Origin of the sequence: Brucella sp. (assembly GCF_032066345.1) — a bacterium.
GTDB classification, from domain to species: domain Bacteria; phylum Pseudomonadota; class Alphaproteobacteria; order Rhizobiales; family Rhizobiaceae; genus Brucella; species Brucella pseudogrignonensis.
Genome location: NZ_DAMBKZ010000003.1, coordinates 320,569 through 336,865 on the forward strand (window position 1 = coordinate 320,569; position 16,297 = coordinate 336,865).

Here is a 16,297-nt window from a genome sequence, read left to right on the forward strand (position 1 = left end):
TTATCCCGAACTCTAAGGAATGAAACTATGATGCTTAAAGGTGGCTTCACCAATTATGGCCAGCAGATAGGTGTGCTGATGCTGGACACGATTTTCCCTCGTCCTGCTGGTGATATCGGCAATGCACTGTCCTATGATTTTCCTGTGCGTTACAAGACAGTAAAAGGTGCACATGCCACCCGCATCATGGGCAACAATCCTGATCCAAAACTGATCGAACCATTCATCAATGCGGCACGCGAACTCGAAGCGGAGGGCGTACGCGCCATTACCACAAGCTGTGGTTTTTTGGGGCCGTTCCAGAAAGATATTGCCGCAGCGGTCAACATTCCGGTGTTCACGTCATCATTGATGCAGGCGCCGATTATTCACGCCATGCTGCCACCTGGCAAAGTCATCGGTGTGTTCACTGAGCGAGCACATCACATGAATGATGCACATTTCAAAGGCGTTGGCTGGTCGTCCGATGTTATCCCCGTGCAGGTGCAGGGAATGAAGCAGAATGCCGAGTTTCCGCAGACCTATATTGAAGGTCGCGATTACCTCGACACGGAAGTGCTGAAGGAAGAAATGCTGGAGATGACCCGGGAGTTTATGGCGAGCTGTGAAAATCCGGGCGCTATTCTGTTTGAATGCACCAATATGTGCCCGTTTTCATCGTATGTTGCGGCGGAATCCGGCTTGCCTGTGTTTGATATCAACACGCTGATCAACACGTTCTATCTCGCAGCCAATCCACGTCGTTACATTTAAAACCCTTTTGAATTCTGATTGCAGCGGCAATGTATTTTTAGCCGCTGCGAACGCTCTAAAACCATTTTCATAGAAGCTGACGGGTTGGGCAGGCTTGAAGCAGGCCGTTTCAACATATTCCACCGCCACAGAATAAATTTGCCACAAACCCTACAATTTCAGTCGACTAATCTTTGAGATTTCGTCCCGAAGCCGAGAAACTATTCGAGGCCGGTCCATATTCGTGCGCGTTGCGCGGAAGGGTCCGCCCCAATGCGATGCTCAGCGAAAGTGGATGTGCCGATGCCCTATCAGTTAAGCCTTCTCGACAAGAGCCCGGTAGCACAGGCTGGTAGTGCGGAAACCGCTCTTGCAAATACCGTTTCTTATGCTCAGGCTGCCGAACAGGCGGGCTACAAGCGGTTCTGGGTTGCAGAGCATCATCATGCAGATGAACTGGCCGGGCCTTCGCCCGAGGTGCTTGTTTCTTATCTTCTGGCATCGACAAAGCGGATCAGAATTGGTTCTGGCGGCGTGATGCTGCAGCATTACAGCCCTTACAAAGTTGCCGAAAACTTCAACCTTCTCGCGGCACTTGGGCGCGGGCGCGTTGATCTCGGTGTCGGCAAGGCGCCGGGCGGACTTCCGTTATCAACCAAGGCGTTACAGCAGGAAACGAGCGGCGAAAAGCGCCTCGATTTCAATAGCAAGCTTGAGCAGCTCAGCGCGTTTCTTGGCGGTGATAAAATCGCTTCCGGTCCATTTGAAGGACTGGCCGCAACACCTAAACCACAGATATCTGCGGAAAAATTTGTGCTTGGCGCAAGCCCGGAGAGCGCGTTGCTTGCCGCACATTCCGGCTGGGATTTTGTCTATGCCGGACATTTGAATGGCGATACTGCCAATCTGCAGAAGACGTTCGACGCCTATCGCAATGTGACTGGAAAAGTGCCTGTTCTGGCGCTTGGTGCGGTCGTTGCCAACAGCCAAGACGCGGTTGATGCCGCGGTCTCGAAAATTAAAATCTTCAAGGTTCATCTCGCCTCCGGACAATCAGTTTCAGTTGGCACACAGGAGGCCGCCGCCGAGTTTGCGCGGCAGGCTGGAGAGTCTGATTACCGGGTTGAAGAAAAGCATCCAAATGTGCTCGCAGGCTCGGCAAAGCAGGTGAAGCAGAAGCTCGATGAGCTGCACGAGCAATATGGGGTGACGGAGTTTGTGCTCGAGTTCCCCGCCGTTTCACATGAGCAAAGATTAGCTGCCATCGAAAGCCTCGCAGGCGAACGTCTGGCTATTGCCGCCTGATCCAAAGCCGCTGGCTATAGGGAGTACCTCAAATGAGTTCCAAGCAGATTAGATTCGGTGTGATGCTGCAGGGTGCAGGCGGACATATGAATGCCTGGAAACATCCATCCGGGCCGGCAGATGCCAGCGTGAACCTCCAGTTTTTCATTGATGCGGCACGCAAGTCTGAAGAGGCAGGCATCAGCTTCGCCTTCATCGCAGACGGGCTCTATATCAACGAGATTTCCATTCCGCATTTTCTCAATCGCTTTGAGCCTTTGACTGTCCTTTCGGCGCTCGCAGCGAACACGAAGCGCATTGGCCTCGCAGGCACGGTTTCGACGTCCTATAGTGATCCGTTTACGGTTGCACGACAGTTCGCATCGCTTGATCTCATCTCAGGCGGGCGTGCGGGCTGGAATGTGGTGACATCGCCGCTTGAAGGGTCAGGCCGCAACTATGGCAAGCCACATCCCGAGCACGCTCTGCGTTATGAAATCGCCGATGAATATCTGGAAGTGACCAAAGGTCTTTGGGATTCATGGGATGAAGACGCCTTCGTTCGCGATCGTGAGAGCGGACAGTTTTACAAGCCGGAAGGCTTTCATCGGCTCGATCACAAGGGGCGCTTCTTCTCGGTTGAAGGGCCGCTCAATATCCAGCGCTCACCTCAGGGCCAGCCTGTTATCTTTCAGGCCGGTGCTTCCGAAGCAGGTGTCGGACTTGCGGGCAAACATGCCGACGCCGTCTTCACCAATGCGGTTACCATCAAGGATAGCCAAACATTTTATTCGCAGATCAAAGCAAGTGCGGTTGCCCATGGGCGTTCGCAGGACGATGTCGGCATTTATCCGGGCATCGGCCCCATCGTTGGACGAACCGAAGCTGAAGCCGAAGAGAAATATCAGGCGATCCGCAATCTCGTAAGCATCAACGAAGCGCTGTCCTATCTCGGACGTTTCTTCGACCACCATGATTTCACCGCCTATGATCTCGATGAGCCTTTCCCTGAACTTGGTGACGTCGGCAAGAACAGCTTCCGTTCGACAACCGACCGCATCAAGCGGGACGCGGTTGCTAACAAGCTCAGTCTGCGTGAAGTGGCGCTGAATGTGGCCACACCACGCACGTCTTTCATCGGCACGGCAGAGAAGATTGCCGACGAAATCATTCTCTGGAAAGAGCAGAAGGCTGCCGACGGTTTCATCCTTGGATTCCCGGTAATTGCCGAAGGGCTGGATGATTTCATTGCGCATGTTCTGCCAATTCTGGAAGAGCGCGGATATCATGAAGGCAGCTTGAAACACGATACGCTGCGCGGAAATCTCGGGCTTGAGCATCCGCAGAGCCGTTATGCGAAGCCCGTTGAAAACAATGATGCCGGAAGTCACCGAAAGGGTGCGGCATGAATATTCAGCGGTCGCCAGACGTAAACCGTAAACTGGAAATCGAGGCAGGTCTTGCCTCGTTTATCGATGAGTTTATCGCTTTGCGTCGCGACATTCATACCCATCCGGAACTGGCTTTCAAGGAAACCCGGACGTCTGCTCTGGTGGCAGATTATCTGAAGCAATGGGGCTATGACGTTACAACCGGTGTTGGCGGTTCTGGCGTGGTTGGCACATTGAAGCGTGGCAACTCGAACAAGACCATCGGCATCAGGGCGGATATGGACGCCCTGCCGATTACTGAGGCAACTGGCCTTGATTACGCAAGCAGAAATTCCGGTGTGATGCACGCCTGTGGCCATGATGGACATACGACCGTTTTGCTGGCTGCGGCCCGCTATCTCGCCCAATCCGGTCGCTTTTCCGGCACGGTGCATCTCATTTTCCAGCCGGCTGAGGAGATCGGGGCCGGCGCCCGACGCATGATCGAAGACGGCCTCTTTGAGCGCTTTCCGTGTGACGCCGTTTATGGGCTGCATAACTGGCCTGGTGTCCCTGCAGGAAAGTTCGGCTTTGTCACCGGCCCGGCAATGGCATCGGTAGACCGGGCAAGAATTCGCGTGAATGGACGTGGCGGTCATGGTGCCGAACCACACAAATCGGTCGATCCTGTTGTGGTTGCTTCATCCATTGTTCTGGCCTTGCAAACGGTGGTCGCGCGCAATCTCGATCCGCTTGACATGGGTGTGGTGACGGTGGCCTCCATTCATGGCGGCGATGCGTTGAATGTCATTCCGGCGCATGTCGATCTTGGCATTACCATCCGCTCGTTCTCGCAAGCTGTACGCGAAGAGTTGCGGCGGCGGATTGAAGCCGTCGCGCGTTCACAGGCCGAAAGCTTTGGTGCTGTTGCTGATGTCAATTATCAGTGGGGCTTTCCTGCTTTGATCAACGCAAAAGCCGAGACGGAATTTGCGCGACAGGTCGCGCTCAGCACTTTCCCCACCGGCACAGTTATCGAAGATTTCCGTCCGCGCACGGCAAGCGAGGACTTTGCCTTCATGCTTGAACAGAAGCCGGGAACGTATTTCTTCGTCGGCAATGGCGACAGCGCGGGCCTGCATAACCCCAATTATAATTTCAACGATGAAATCCTGCTTCCAGCCGCGCTGTTTTGGGTTCGGCTGACCGAAGCCTCGCTGATCTGAGATTGCACGATTTCTTCAACATGGATGGCCATCATGGCGGATGAATTTCTCTACACTTCAACGACCGATATTCGTGCAGTGCCGCTGATCGAGGCACTGACAATCGAGTATGACACGCGCTACGGCACCTATTTCAATGAAGAGGGTGCAGCAGCCGAAATGAACAAATATCCGCCGGAAGCCTTCGCGCCTCCGCACGGCAATTTCCTGCTGTTGCTCCGTGATGGCCAGACAGTCGGTGGCGGTGCATTCATGCGCTATGACGATGTGACAGCCGAATTCAAGCGCATCTGGACGCATAGCGATCTGCGACGGCAAGGTCTTGCTAAAAAGGTGCTTGAAGAGCTGGAAGTGCAGGCACACCGTCAGGGTTACAAGCGCGTTTATCTGACCACTGGTTTTCGGCAGCCAGAAGCCAAAGAGCTGTACTTAAGAAACGGATACACAGCGCTTTTTGATGTCTCGACAGACCCGGAAATTTACGGGACTTTGCCTTTCGAGAAGAATATCGAAAACATCAGACAAGTTGATTTTAACTCTTCCGATACGACTGCAAAGCAGGCGGTATTTGGCTAAGTAAATGCCGTGGCGTCAGGGTGGGTGTTGTAGAAAAAACATCCACTGTAGCCTGTTTAAATAGACTTATTTGTTTTGAAACTCGACGCCTCATCTCCGAAACTCAGGTCGAGTGACTTCCATGACAGACACGTCTGCAGTGAGTCATAAGTTAAATGGCAATTCGGAGCAGCGTTGATCATGGCTATTGCTACAGATTTTGCGGGTACGGACAGGGAGGCAGGCTCTCGCGTAAGTCCCGGCGATTTCAAACATTATCGCATCGTTCCGGCACGTTATCCGGCCCGCGTCGTTGGCACGATCCTGGCCGCAGGCCTGATTATCGCCGTGCTGCAATCGGTCATGACCAACCCTAAATGGGGCTGGCCGGTCTTTGCAGAATGGTTTTTGTCAGAGCCCGTTCTTGTCGGTTTGATGCGAACGCTGTGGCTGACAGCACTTGCAACAGTACTGGGATTTGCGCTGGGAACCGCGCTCGCGCTTGCTCGCGTTTCACGCTCGCCGCTACTATCCGGTCTTTCCTGGGCCTATATCTGGCTGCTGCGATCCATTCCACTGATCGTCCTGCTTCTTGTTCTGAACAATCTCGGCTATCTATATGAAACTGTTAGGCTTGGTGTTCCTTACACGGATATCACTTTTGCCGAATATCCAACCGTTCAGATCCTCAGTCCGTTCGCTGCCGCTCTTCTGGGCTTGAGTCTCAATCAGGCTGCGTTCTCGTCCGAAATCATCCGTGGCGGCATTCTGTCTGTCGATCAGGGGCAGCTCGAAGCTGCCGCCGCTCTCGGCTTGCCACGACGCAGACAAGCCTTCCGCATCGTGCTTCCGCAGGCCATGCGTACGATCCTTCCAACGGGCTTCAACGAAATCATCGGCCTCGCTAAAGGCACATCGATGGTCTACGTGCTCGCGCTGCCGGAACTCTTCTATACGGTGCAGGTCATCTACCGCCGCAACCTCGAAGTCATTCCCCTGCTTATGGTCGCAACCGTCTGGTATCTGATCATCATGACGGTGCTGTCGATCGCGCAATATTACATCGAACGCCATTTCTCGCGCGGTGCATTGCGCAATCCGCCGCCAGCCATTCTGACACGCCTTTTCGCTCGTTTCGTTCCAGCAAAAAGTCCCGTATCGAGCAAAGCGGAGAATGTTGCATCGAGCGAACAGGATTCGCGGATTACCGAAACACTTGCTGTCAGCGGGTTCACCGGCACGCGACGCGGTGCGGTGGATATTCACGGGGTATCGAAGAGCTTCGGCAACAATCTCGTTCTCGACAATGTCAGCCTGCACATCAAGCCCGGTAGTGTGACTGCAATCCTCGGCCCATCGGGTTCGGGCAAGTCGACATTGCTGCGATCCATCAATCATCTGGAGCGCGTGGATGACGGCTTCATCTCGATTGATGACGAACTGCTGGGCTATCGCCAGAGCGGCAACACCCTCTACGAGTTGAAAGAAAAAGACATTCTGAAAAAGCGCGTCGATGTCGGCATGGTGTTTCAGAACTTCAATCTCTTCCCGCATCTGACCGTGCTGGAAAACATCATCGAAGCACCGATGATTGTCCGTGGGTTGAGCCGCGATGCCGCGACCGTGATTGCAAAACGCCTGCTTGCCCGCGTTGGTCTCAGCGAAAAAATCAATGCTTATCCGCGCCAGCTTTCCGGCGGTCAGCAACAGCGTGTCGCCATCGCCCGCACTCTGGCACTCAATCCAAAAGTCATCCTGTTCGACGAACCGACCTCGGCGCTCGACCCGGAACTGGTTGGTGAAGTGCTGGATGTGATCAAGGAGCTTGCACGCTCTGGCACCACGCTTGTCATCGTAACCCATGAGATCGGCTTTGCCCGTGAAGTGGCGGATACGGTGGTGTTCATGGAAGAGGGCCGTATCCTCGAAACCGGCAGGCCAGAGCAGCTGTTCAATGCGGCAACACATCCCCGAACCCGGGAGTTTCTCGCAAAAGTCCTCTGACGCCAGAACACCCGCTTTGTTAAGCGCATTCCGAAAACGGGTTCTCACTTTTCGGGATGCGCTCAGGATCCAAACCACAACTCCCGACACTTACGATTGCCCTGACGGGGCAGTCGACAGGGATTGTTTGTCCAAAATTCAGATTATTCTCAGGAGTCATTCAATGAAATCGGTCAACTACAAGAACGCAATATTGGGCAGCTTTCTGGCAGCAGCAACGCTGTTCAGCGCGCCAGCCTTTTCCGCAGAGCTTGATTTTAGCCCGGAGCAGCCAAACCGTCTGCGCACGGAAAAGAGCGAAGCCGTCGTCAATGCCGTTCCCAAGGATTTCAAGTTTGTGCAGGACGGCAAGTTCGTCGTCGGCATTAATCCCTGGGTGCCTCCGATCAGCACTTATGCAACGGATGCAAAGACTGTCGTGGCTTTCGATCCCGATCTTATTCAGCTGGTTTCCGATACATTGGGTCGTGAGCTTGTGCTGGTGCCAATCGCCTGGGCGGATTGGCCGCTTTCGCTCCAATCTGGCAAGTTCGATGCGGTTATTTCAAATGTGACCGTAACCGAAGAGCGCAAGGAAAAGTTCGACTTTTCAACGTATCGCAAGGATGAGCTTGGCTTTTATGTGAAGGCCGACAGTCCGATCACGTCGCTGAAAGAGCCGAAGGACATTGCGGGTCTCAAAATCATCACCGATCCAGGCACAAATCAGGAAAACATCCTTGTGCAATGGGATAAGCAGAATGTTGAAGCGGGCCTGAAGCCTGTAGAAATTCAGTATTACGACGATGATGCCGTCAAGAGCCTAGCTATTGATTCCGGTCGTGCGGATGCGGTTTTCAGCGTCAATGCAGTGCAGGCCTATGCTGCATCGCAGCACGGCAAAACCAAGCTTGTCGGCACAGTAAGCGGCGGCTGGCCGCAGACGGCCGAGGTGGCAATCACCACACGCAAGGGCAGCGGTCTGGCCGATACGCTGACGCTCTCGCTCAATGAACTCATCAAGAACGGCAAATATCATCAGGTGCTTGAGCGTTGGAGCCTGAGTTCAGAAGCCGTTGATGAGGCCAAAACCAACCCTGCCGGATTGCCGAAAAGCGGATCGTAAGATCCGCTCGTAACAGGGTGAAATCTAAAGAAATCAGGTCATTACACAGAGTTTTACACTCAAGGAGATGGGAATATGACTTATATCAGAAAAGCGGGATACTTCACTGCAGGCCTGATTTCAGGGGCTTTGCTGATGACCAATGCTGCATGGAGTGAGGGCAGATTTGATCTCAGTCCAGAACAGCCAAACCGTTTGCGAGTTGAAAAAATCGATAAGCGTATCGATGAGGTCAAGGACTTCAAATTCGTCAAAGACGGTGTTCTGACCATCGGCATCAGCACCAGCGGGCATCTGCCGCTGCACGACTATGCATCAGATTCCAAGACCGTCATCGGCTACGATGTCGATCTGGCACAGATCATTGCCGATAGTCTCGGGCGCGATCTGGAACTGGTTTCGGTTGCTTGGGCCGATTGGCCTCTTGGGCTTGCTTCGGGCAAATTCGACGCCGTGATTTCCAATGTCACCGTGACGGAAGAGCGGAAGGAGAAGTTCGATTTCTCCACCTATCGCAAGGATGAGCTTGGCTTTTACGTCAAGGCTGACAGCGCGATCAAGGAGCTGAAACAGCCCAAGGACATTGAAGGTCTCAAGATCATCACCGATGCAGGCACCAATCAGGAAAAGGTGCTTTTGGAATGGGATCGTCAGAATGTTGCAGCCGGTCTGAAACCGATTGAGGTGCAATATTACGACGATGACGCGGTCAAGGATCTCGCCATTCAAAGTGGTCGTGCCGATGCGGTGTTCAGCGTGAATGCGACGCAGGCCTATTCCGCTGGCATCAATGGCAAGACCAAGCTGGTTGGCACGGTCAGTGGCGGCTGGCCGATCACCGCTGAGATTGCGGTCACAACGCGCAAGGACAGTGGGCTTGCAGCTCCACTGACCAATGTTCTCAACGATCTGATTGCAAGCGGTGCCTATACCAAGGTTCTTGATACCTGGAGCCTCGGACCAGAAGCCATCACCGAAGCCAAGACAAATCCACAGGGCCTGCCGAAAAGCGGTTCGTGAGGGGCTGGGCTGGCACATGAGGGGACGCATATGCCAGCCCGCTTTAGTTTACACAAATGGAGAACGGTTCATGAGAGCAGGTGCTCTGTTAGTTGCTGCATGGGCGTTGGTAAGCGCTTCATCCCTGCCGGCCTTTTCGGAGGATGATTTTGATTTATCACCCGAGCAGGCTGGTCGCATTCATGTGCAGAAAGATGCCAAGGCAATTGCGGCCATCCCCGCAGATTTCAAATTCGTCACGCCGGGCAAGCTGACTGTTGCCGTTGCGCCAGGTGGTCCGCCGCTGGCGGCCTATGCCACAGATGCCAAGACTGTTGTGGGTGCGGATGCAGACTATGCGTCTGCGATTGCGGAAAGCCTTGGGCTCGAACTTGAAAGTATTCCGGTTGCATGGATCGATTGGCCGCTGGGTCTCGCATCAGGCAAATATGATGCTGTGATATCCAATGTTGGCGTAACGGAAGAGCGCAAGGAAAAGTTCGACTTTTCGACCTACCGGCAAGGCCTGCATGGCTTCTTCGTAAAGGCCGATAGTGGCGTTACCTCCATCAAGGAACCAAAGGATGCGGCAGGCCTTCGCATTATCGTGGGTGCCGGGACCAATCAGGAGCGCATTCTGGTCAAGTGGAGCGAAGAGAATGAGAAGGCGGGGCTGAAACCGCTGGAACTGCAATATTACGATGACGAAGCTGCCAGCCTTCTGGCTCTGCAATCCGGTCGGGCTGATGTAATCGTGCAGCCCCACGCGCAGCTCGTGTTCATCGCCTCCCGCGACAAGAATATCAAACGCGTTGGCACGCTGAGTGCGGGTTGGCCGGATCGCTCGGATGTGGCGATTACAACGCGCAAAGGCAGCGGACTTGCCGATGCACTTACCATTGCCACCAACAGCCTGATCTCAAGCGGAGACTATGCCCGCATTCTCGACCGCTGGCATCTGGAGGAAGAGGCTCTCAAACAATCGGAGACCAACCCGCCCGGATTGCCGAAGTTCAAATAACATTTCTACGCGCATCCCGAAAACCGGCTCCGACTTTGCGGAATGCACTCACATATAAAAGGATAAAACGTGCCAAAATCGGTTGATTATTTCTTTTCCATCGGCTCGCCCTGGTCATATCTCGGGCTTGATACGCTCGAGGAACTGGCAGAGCGGCATGTGGTCGAAATCAAGCCATATCTTGCGACCGTCATCGAGGAAAATGGCGGCATCTTTTCGCGCAATCGTCCGGAAGTCCGTCGCGCTTATGGCACGCAGGATCTCAAGCGCTGGGCCAAGTTTCGCGGCAAACCGCTTTTCATTGATGATCGCCCGGCTCTGAGTGATCCCACACCTGCTTCATTCAGTGTGATTGCGGCTTACCTTGAAGGTCAAAACTGGCTACAGCTGACACGCGTACTTCAACATGCGTTTTGGTCTGAGGCTAAGGATATTGGCAAGCCGGAAGTCCGCAGTGCGGTTGCGGATGAAGCCGGTTTCAACGGTCAGTATCTGGTTGGGCGCGAGAATGATCACGACGTTCAGGCCAAATGGAAATCGGATCGCGAACGTGCCGTCGACAAGGGTGTGTTTGGTTTTCCGACCTATATTTACGATACTGAGACTTATTGGGGACAAGATAATCTCGGCTTTTTGGCGAGCCATCTTCGCGGAGAAACCTATTAAATTCAAATGGCTGCATTAGAAACTTCAGATAATGCAGCCAGTTGCTATATCGGCTGTCAGCGAAGCGCGTATCCACCATCCGGATAAAGGTTCGATCCGGTCACAAACCTGTTTCCCATCAGGTAAAGTACGGTATCGGCAATCTCGGATTCAGTGCCTGGTCTGCCGACAAGCGAATTTTGACGATAGTGTTCATAGGCCATTTCGCGTATTTCCCGCGGACGATTTTGCCAAAGATGGCCGTCGATTGTACCGGGTGAAATCGTGTTCACCCGGATGGGTGCCAGATCAATCGCCAACCCGCGACCGAGCCCTTCGATTGCACTGTTGCAAGCTGCATAAACTGCGCCACCCTTGATTGGTCTTGCGCTGGCTGCACCCGCCATCAAGGTGATCGAACCAGCCTTGTTGAGATGCGGAACAGCGTGTTTCACAGCCCAGTATTGGCCCCAGAACTTTGAACGAAACGGGCTTTCAATTGCCTCTATGTCGTCGCTGTCGAGGCCGACCACAGTGTAAGTGGCCGCCGGGACGAACAGATGATCGAAAGCGCCGATTGCTCTGAAAAATGTCGCGAGAGATTGAATGTCGGAGGTGTCGACTTCCAGTGCGGTTGTTCTCTCTCCCAGAGTTATAGCAGCCAGTTCAAGTCTTGCAGGATCGCGTGCGCCTATAAAGACCTTGCCGCCGGCTTCTACCGCCTTCTTTGCAACGGCAAACCCGATCCCGGTACTTCCACCAATCACGACGATTGTCTTACCTTGCAGTGCTTCTGACATTGCTCATCCTTCACAGCTCTGAAATTGTGTGAAAGGCAATTTATCATGGAGAAAATTTCGCACTTCTGGCATTATTTATATTCAATCACGACAAATATTATCGACAGATGATTTCAAACGAACGGTTCAACGGTATCAGAGCATTTGTTCAGGCTGAGCAATCGGGCAGCTTCGCGGCTGCATCAACCGTATTGGGCCTGTCGCAATCTGCGGTCAGCAAGTCTGTTGCTCGGCTTGAAGATCGTCTCGGTGTGCGGTTGTTTCATCGCACGACCCGCAGTCTAAGCCTGACCGACGAGGGGCGCGTTTATCTTGAAAGTTGCCGTCGGGCGCTTGAAGAGCTTGCGAATGCAGAAACTGCACTTTCTTCCCGCATAGCTGTTCCGTCAGGACGGGTGCGGATTAATCTGCCGGATTTGTTTGGCCGGAAATGCGTGGCACCTTTGTTGATGCAGCTCGCACAAGCCCATCCACAGCTGCATTTTGAAGTGTCATTTGAAAACCGCGTCGTGAACCTCATCGAAGAGGGGTACGACCTTGCGGTGCGGATCGGTGATCTGCCCGATAGTACGGATCTGATTTCTAAACGCGTGGGTCAGCAGGACATCATCATTTGTGCATCCCCCTCTTACATATCGGACTATGGTAAGCCTTTGAAACAGAGTGACGTTCAAGAGCATTTCTGCGTCACGCAGTTTCGTGGTGGGCGGAATGAACCATGGGTCGTTGTAAACGAGCATGGGGAAAAGGTTCGATGCGATATCCGCGCGAACCATAGCTTTGCTGCTTTTGATATGATCGTCGATGCGGGTATTGCTGGCTTGGGGCTTGTTCAGGTACCCCGCTGGCTGGTCGAAGACAAGCTCTTGTCCGGCGCATTGGTTCAGGTTTTGCCGGATATCAGAACGCCTTCGTTGCCGATCCATATCATATGGCCGGGCGGGCGTGTTCTCGCGTCACGCGTGAGAGCAACGATTGATATAATTGCTGAAGGCTTGCGGTAGATCGCGCCGCGCTCGACAGGCGCGGCGCCGCTTAATTTTACTGGCTGGAGAGGCTGTTTCCAGCTGGGGCACCAAGCTCAAAGAGCTTGGAACCTTGCTCGCCATCGATCTCCCGATAACCAATGATCCGAAACCATTTAACGACATCAGGACGGTCAAGCCAGCTTCTGGAATGTATCGGACGGTCGCCGGAAAGCGCCTGAATTTGCTTTATGTGCTTCCGGCAAAAGCGGACGGATCGCGCATTGAAGAAATCTTCCTTCGCTGCAAACAGGGTATCTGTTCCATCATCCGCCTCTTGCCAGGCAATGATCGCCACGACCTTGTCGTCTTCAATCAGTGCATGTGCGCGTCCTTCGCGCAGGTTCATGGTAAGGTTATCATAAGCTGATCTTACGTCTTTCCCGGCCGCGATATATTCTGCTGCCATTCGCTCTGAAAGGTCGTGAAAAACGCTTTCCAGATCACCAACACTTGCCGTGCGTGCTTTCATCTTTCTGACCTCCCTTGGTTATTTTCCTCCGCGCCGAAAGGGGTAATCTGATTATCCCAAGGCTGATCGGATCGATATCTTCAACGTCAAAACGCTGAAGCCGGTTCCATTTTGAAAATATGCCATGTTGGGTTTGTCGATAAAACCCAATAAAGCCAACGCAAGATATTGGGATGGAGTCTAACATTGCTCTGTGACGGGCGCTTAGCACGATGATCCGTGAATCACGGAAATATGAAGCGCAAATTCCTTGAGTGGCGCAGGCTGCGCAATCATATTTCTTAGCTCAATGAGTACGTAGTCGTAAAATCACCGATCTGACAAACGCTCATCGAGAAGCGCCCACCTCATTTCGCAATAGCCTCAGGAACAATCAATTGAACAAGTCTCTTCATCTTACGGCGTTTATGCGCCCTGTAAGCCTGCATACTGGTGCTTGGCGATATCCCGGTGCCTATGCCGACGCGAATTTCAATTTCGAGCATCTGAAGGCTTTCGCCCAGAAACTTGAAGCGGCGAAATTCGACGCATTTTTCATGGCGGATCATCTTGCTGTCCTCAACATGCCGGTCGAGGCACTGAAGCGCAGTCATACGGTTACGTCGTTTGAACCATTCACGCTGCTGTCAGCTCTGGCTGCGGTGACTGACAAGATCGGACTGGCGGCGACTGCTTCCACCACATTTGACGAGCCTTACCATATTGCCAGACGTTTTGCCTCGCTTGACCATATTAGCCAGGGGCGCGCAGCGTGGAACATCGTCACGACGTCCAATCCCGATTCAGCGCTTAATTTCGGCAAGGACGAGCATGTCGAGCATGGCGAACGTTACAAGCGTGCGCGCGAGTTCTATGATGTTGTAACGGGACTTTGGGACAGCTTTGCGGATGATGCATTCATCCGGGATCAGGAAAGCGGCATCTTCTTTGATCCATCCAAGATGCATGTTCTGGATCACCATGGCGATGATTTCAATGTGCGTGGACCACTCAATATAGCGCGTCCCGTACAAGGATGGCCGGTAATTGTTCAGGCTGGTCAATCAGAGCCGGGTCGCCAGCTAGCGGCAGAAACCGCTGAAGTGGTGTTTTGTGCGCCGCGAGACATTGTTGAATCAAAAAAGCTTTATGCTGATTTGAAATCACGGTTGGCCGCAGCCGGTCGCGCGCCATCGTCGTTGAAGATATTGCCTGCAGCCTTTATCGTCCTTGGCGATAGCCTTGAGGAAGCCAAGCAGAAGCGTGCGAAGCTCGATAGTCTTGTTCACTATGATAGCGGTATCGCATCGCTATCGATTGCTCTTGGTCATGATGTATCAGGCTTTGATCCAGACGACTATTTGCCTCAAATTCCTGAAACCAATGCAAGCAAGTCGGGCAGGGCGCAGGTGCTTAAACTGGCCGAAGAGGAAAAGCTGACTGTCCGTCAGCTCGCCCAGCGTTACGGCGGCTATTCGGGTCTTGCTTTCGTCGGAACCGTCGAAAGCGTTGCCGATGAAATGCAGAAATGGCTGGAAGAGGATGCCAGTGACGGCTTCACAGTTGTATTCCCCTTCCTTCCGCAAGGCCTTGATGATGTGGCGGAAAGACTGGTGCCTGAGCTACAGCGCCGTGGTATCTTCCGCACCGATTACGAGGGCAGCACACTGCGTGAACACCTCGGCCTCCCACGCCCTTCAAACCGCTTTTTTGATGGCAGCTAAGCTGTCTGAACTCTGAACCGATGTCGCGGGATGGATCGGTATTTTCAAACCGAGATTGTCCCGCAATGTCGGACCATCATAATCGCTGCGGGCAAGCCCGCGGCGACGAAGCTCCGGCAACACCAGCTCGGCAAAGTCTTCCAGACCTGCCGGGAAGATAGGCGGCATCACATTGAAGCCATCCGCGCCATAGGTTTCAAAACGCTCTTCGAGCGCGTCAGCCACGTCCGTCGCCGTGCCGACGATTTGCAAATGACCACGCGCGCCCGCAACCCGTAGATAAAGTTCTCGAATGGTCAGATTTTCGCGCCGCGCCAATTCAAACAGAAGCTCTTGTCTGCTTTTGCTGCCTTGAGTTTCCGGTAACTCCGGCACGGGACCGTCGAGATTGAACTGCGAAAGGTCGGGGCCGGACCAACCCGAAGACAGAATATTGAGCCCCACAGACGGGTGAATGAGGTTCTGGAGCTGATCGAACTTATCCTGAGCCTCCTGCCTCGTGCGACCAACAACCGGAAAAATGCCCGGCATGATTTTGATATCGTCGGCATCACGGCCATAGTGCGCTGCACGCTGTTTGACATCTTTGTAGAAGGCTGAAGCTTCCTCAACAGTCTGCTGTGCCGTGAAAACAACATCTGCACTTTTTGCTGCCAGTTCCCTTCCAGCCGCCGATGAACCGGCCTGCACGGTCACCGGATGCCCTTGCGGGGAACGCGGCACATTCAACGGTCCCTGAACTGAGAAGTGCTTGCCTTTGTGATCAAGCACATGCCGCTTGTTAGGGTCGAAAAACCGTGCCTGCTCCTTGTCATAAAGAAAGGCATCATCTTCCCAGCTGTTCCATAGCCCCGTGACGACATCGGCAAATTCTTCCGCCCGTTCATAACGGTCGGCATGTTCATAATGACGGTCGAGATTGAAATTGCGCGCCTCAAAGTCGCTGGCCGAGGTCACGAGATTATAGCCTGCACGACCACCACTTAAATGATCAAGCGAGGCAAATTTTCGCGCAATGTGAAACGGCTCATTGAAGCTTGATGAGGCCGTTGCAACAAGACCGATATGGCTGGTGACAGCCGAGAGTGCAGATAAAAGCGTGAGCGGCTCAAACTGTGCTACATAGCTGTGCGCTGTGCGGCTCAGAATTTCGAGATTGTCGCCGCGAGTTCCTGCACCATCGGCAAGAAAAAGCAGATCGAATTTGGCTGCTTCTGCCAGCGAGGCAACGTTGCGGTAATAGTCGAAATTAATGCCAGCATTTGCAACAGCATCCGGGTGCCGCCATGCCGCAATATGGTGGCCGACCGGATAGACGAACAAGCCAAAACGCAGAAAACCCTCACGCTTTGCCAT

15 protein-coding genes are annotated in these 16,297 nt (G+C 53.4%); 12 read left to right on the plus strand and 3 right to left on the minus strand.

Features of this window, described 5'->3' with window-relative positions; translation table 11 throughout:
• Window positions 1-27: 27 nt before the first annotated feature.
• From RT142_RS06285 to RT142_RS06330, 10 genes are all read left to right on the plus strand, one after another.
• Complete coding sequence (locus RT142_RS06285; RefSeq protein ID WP_079212903.1) at window positions 28-753, plus strand: aspartate/glutamate racemase family protein; 726 nt, start codon at window positions 28-30, stop codon at window positions 751-753.
• A gap of 282 nt (window positions 754-1,035) precedes the next feature.
• A complete protein-coding gene (locus tag RT142_RS06290; RefSeq protein WP_313027976.1) occupies window positions 1,036-2,037 on the plus strand; it encodes an MsnO8 family LLM class oxidoreductase in 1,002 nt (333 codons plus the stop codon).
• A gap of 32 nt (window positions 2,038-2,069) precedes the next feature.
• On the plus strand, window positions 2,070-3,425 hold the full coding sequence (locus RT142_RS06295; protein ID WP_112805960.1) for an LLM class flavin-dependent oxidoreductase: 1,356 nt from the start codon (window positions 2,070-2,072) through the stop codon (window positions 3,423-3,425).
• Window positions 3,422-4,612, plus strand: coding sequence for a M20 aminoacylase family protein (locus RT142_RS06300; RefSeq protein WP_112805962.1), 1,191 nt, complete (start codon window positions 3,422-3,424; stop codon window positions 4,610-4,612). Before RT142_RS06295 ends, RT142_RS06300 begins: the two co-directional genes overlap by 4 nt.
• Before the next feature lie 24 nt (window positions 4,613-4,636).
• A complete protein-coding gene (locus RT142_RS06305) occupies window positions 4,637-5,188 on the plus strand; it encodes a GNAT family N-acetyltransferase (protein WP_313027978.1) in 552 nt (183 codons plus the stop codon).
• Between the two features lie 180 nt (window positions 5,189-5,368).
• Window positions 5,369-7,171, plus strand: a complete 1,803-nt coding sequence (locus RT142_RS06310) for an amino acid ABC transporter permease/ATP-binding protein (protein ID WP_112805966.1) — start codon at window positions 5,369-5,371, stop codon at window positions 7,169-7,171.
• Between the two features lie 163 nt (window positions 7,172-7,334).
• On the plus strand, window positions 7,335-8,276 hold the full coding sequence (locus RT142_RS06315) for an ABC transporter substrate-binding protein (RefSeq protein ID WP_007878984.1): 942 nt from the start codon (window positions 7,335-7,337) through the stop codon (window positions 8,274-8,276).
• A gap of 135 nt (window positions 8,277-8,411) precedes the next feature.
• The gene (locus tag RT142_RS06320) at window positions 8,412-9,296 is read left to right on the plus strand and encodes an ABC transporter substrate-binding protein (protein WP_409558570.1); all 885 of its coding nucleotides are present in this window, start codon (window positions 8,412-8,414) and stop codon (window positions 9,294-9,296) included.
• 70 nt (window positions 9,297-9,366) lie between these two features.
• Window positions 9,367-10,296 carry an ABC transporter substrate-binding protein gene (locus RT142_RS06325; protein ID WP_313027982.1) on the plus strand — a complete coding sequence of 310 codons (930 nt, stop codon included), beginning with the start codon at window positions 9,367-9,369 and terminating at the stop codon, window positions 10,294-10,296.
• Window positions 10,297-10,365: 69 nt separating this feature from the next.
• On the plus strand, window positions 10,366-10,962 hold the full coding sequence (locus tag RT142_RS06330) for a 2-hydroxychromene-2-carboxylate isomerase (protein WP_313027984.1): 597 nt from the start codon (window positions 10,366-10,368) through the stop codon (window positions 10,960-10,962).
• Window positions 10,963-11,018: 56 nt separating this feature from the next.
• Here the strand turns inward: RT142_RS06330 and RT142_RS06335 are convergent, their stop codons facing one another.
• The gene (locus tag RT142_RS06335; RefSeq protein WP_313027986.1) at window positions 11,019-11,741 is read right to left on the minus strand and encodes an SDR family oxidoreductase; all 723 of its coding nucleotides are present in this window, start codon (window positions 11,739-11,741) and stop codon (window positions 11,019-11,021) included.
• A 107-nt stretch (window positions 11,742-11,848) separates the two neighbouring features.
• Here RT142_RS06335 and RT142_RS06340 point away from each other — a divergent pair, with 107 nt between their 5' ends.
• Complete coding sequence (locus RT142_RS06340; RefSeq protein ID WP_313027987.1) at window positions 11,849-12,745, plus strand: LysR family transcriptional regulator; 897 nt, start codon at window positions 11,849-11,851, stop codon at window positions 12,743-12,745.
• A gap of 37 nt (window positions 12,746-12,782) precedes the next feature.
• On the opposite strand, the gene RT142_RS06345 is transcribed toward RT142_RS06340, so the two are convergent.
• Window positions 12,783-13,238 carry a hypothetical protein gene (locus RT142_RS06345; protein ID WP_007878990.1) on the minus strand — a complete coding sequence of 152 codons (456 nt, stop codon included), beginning with the start codon at window positions 13,236-13,238 and terminating at the stop codon, window positions 12,783-12,785.
• Window positions 13,239-13,645: 407 nt separating this feature from the next.
• Between RT142_RS06345 and RT142_RS06350 the strand changes: the two genes are divergently transcribed.
• Entirely contained in the window at window positions 13,646-14,941 is a 1,296-nt protein-coding gene (locus tag RT142_RS06350; RefSeq protein ID WP_313028024.1) for an LLM class flavin-dependent oxidoreductase, read from the plus strand.
• Here the strand turns inward: RT142_RS06350 and RT142_RS06355 are convergent.
• A complete protein-coding gene (locus RT142_RS06355; protein ID WP_313027990.1) occupies window positions 14,915-16,297 on the minus strand; it encodes an LLM class flavin-dependent oxidoreductase in 1,383 nt (460 codons plus the stop codon). The genes RT142_RS06350 and RT142_RS06355 overlap by 27 nt on opposite strands.

What these genes read in the sequence shown, in the direction of transcription:
- RT142_RS06285 (WP_079212903.1), top strand. Translation starts at nt 28, where the DNA reads ATGATGCTTAAAGGTGGCTTCACCAATTATGGCCAGCAGATAGGTGTG.
- RT142_RS06290 (WP_313027976.1), top strand. Translation starts at nt 1,036, where the DNA reads ATGCCCTATCAGTTAAGCCTTCTCGACAAGAGCCCGGTAGCACAGGCT.
- RT142_RS06295 (WP_112805960.1), top strand. Translation starts at nt 2,070, where the DNA reads ATGAGTTCCAAGCAGATTAGATTCGGTGTGATGCTGCAGGGTGCAGGC.
- RT142_RS06300 (WP_112805962.1), top strand. Translation starts at nt 3,422, where the DNA reads ATGAATATTCAGCGGTCGCCAGACGTAAACCGTAAACTGGAAATCGAG.
- RT142_RS06305 (WP_313027978.1), top strand. Translation starts at nt 4,637, where the DNA reads ATGGCCATCATGGCGGATGAATTTCTCTACACTTCAACGACCGATATT.
- RT142_RS06310 (WP_112805966.1), top strand. Translation starts at nt 5,369, where the DNA reads ATGGCTATTGCTACAGATTTTGCGGGTACGGACAGGGAGGCAGGCTCT.
- RT142_RS06315 (WP_007878984.1), top strand. Translation starts at nt 7,335, where the DNA reads ATGAAATCGGTCAACTACAAGAACGCAATATTGGGCAGCTTTCTGGCA.
- RT142_RS06320 (WP_409558570.1), top strand. Translation starts at nt 8,412, where the DNA reads ATGACCAATGCTGCATGGAGTGAGGGCAGATTTGATCTCAGTCCAGAA.
- RT142_RS06325 (WP_313027982.1), top strand. Translation starts at nt 9,367, where the DNA reads ATGAGAGCAGGTGCTCTGTTAGTTGCTGCATGGGCGTTGGTAAGCGCT.
- RT142_RS06335 (WP_313027986.1), bottom strand. Translation starts at nt 11,741, where the DNA reads ATGTCAGAAGCACTGCAAGGTAAGACAATCGTCGTGATTGGTGGAAGT.
- RT142_RS06340 (WP_313027987.1), top strand. Translation starts at nt 11,849, where the DNA reads ATGATTTCAAACGAACGGTTCAACGGTATCAGAGCATTTGTTCAGGCT.
- RT142_RS06345 (WP_007878990.1), bottom strand. Translation starts at nt 13,238, where the DNA reads ATGAAAGCACGCACGGCAAGTGTTGGTGATCTGGAAAGCGTTTTTCAC.
- RT142_RS06350 (WP_313028024.1), top strand. Translation starts at nt 13,646, where the DNA reads ATGCGCCCTGTAAGCCTGCATACTGGTGCTTGGCGATATCCCGGTGCC.
- RT142_RS06355 (WP_313027990.1), bottom strand. Translation starts at nt 16,297, where the DNA reads ATGGCAAAGCGTGAGGGTTTTCTGCGTTTTGGCTTGTTCGTCTATCCG.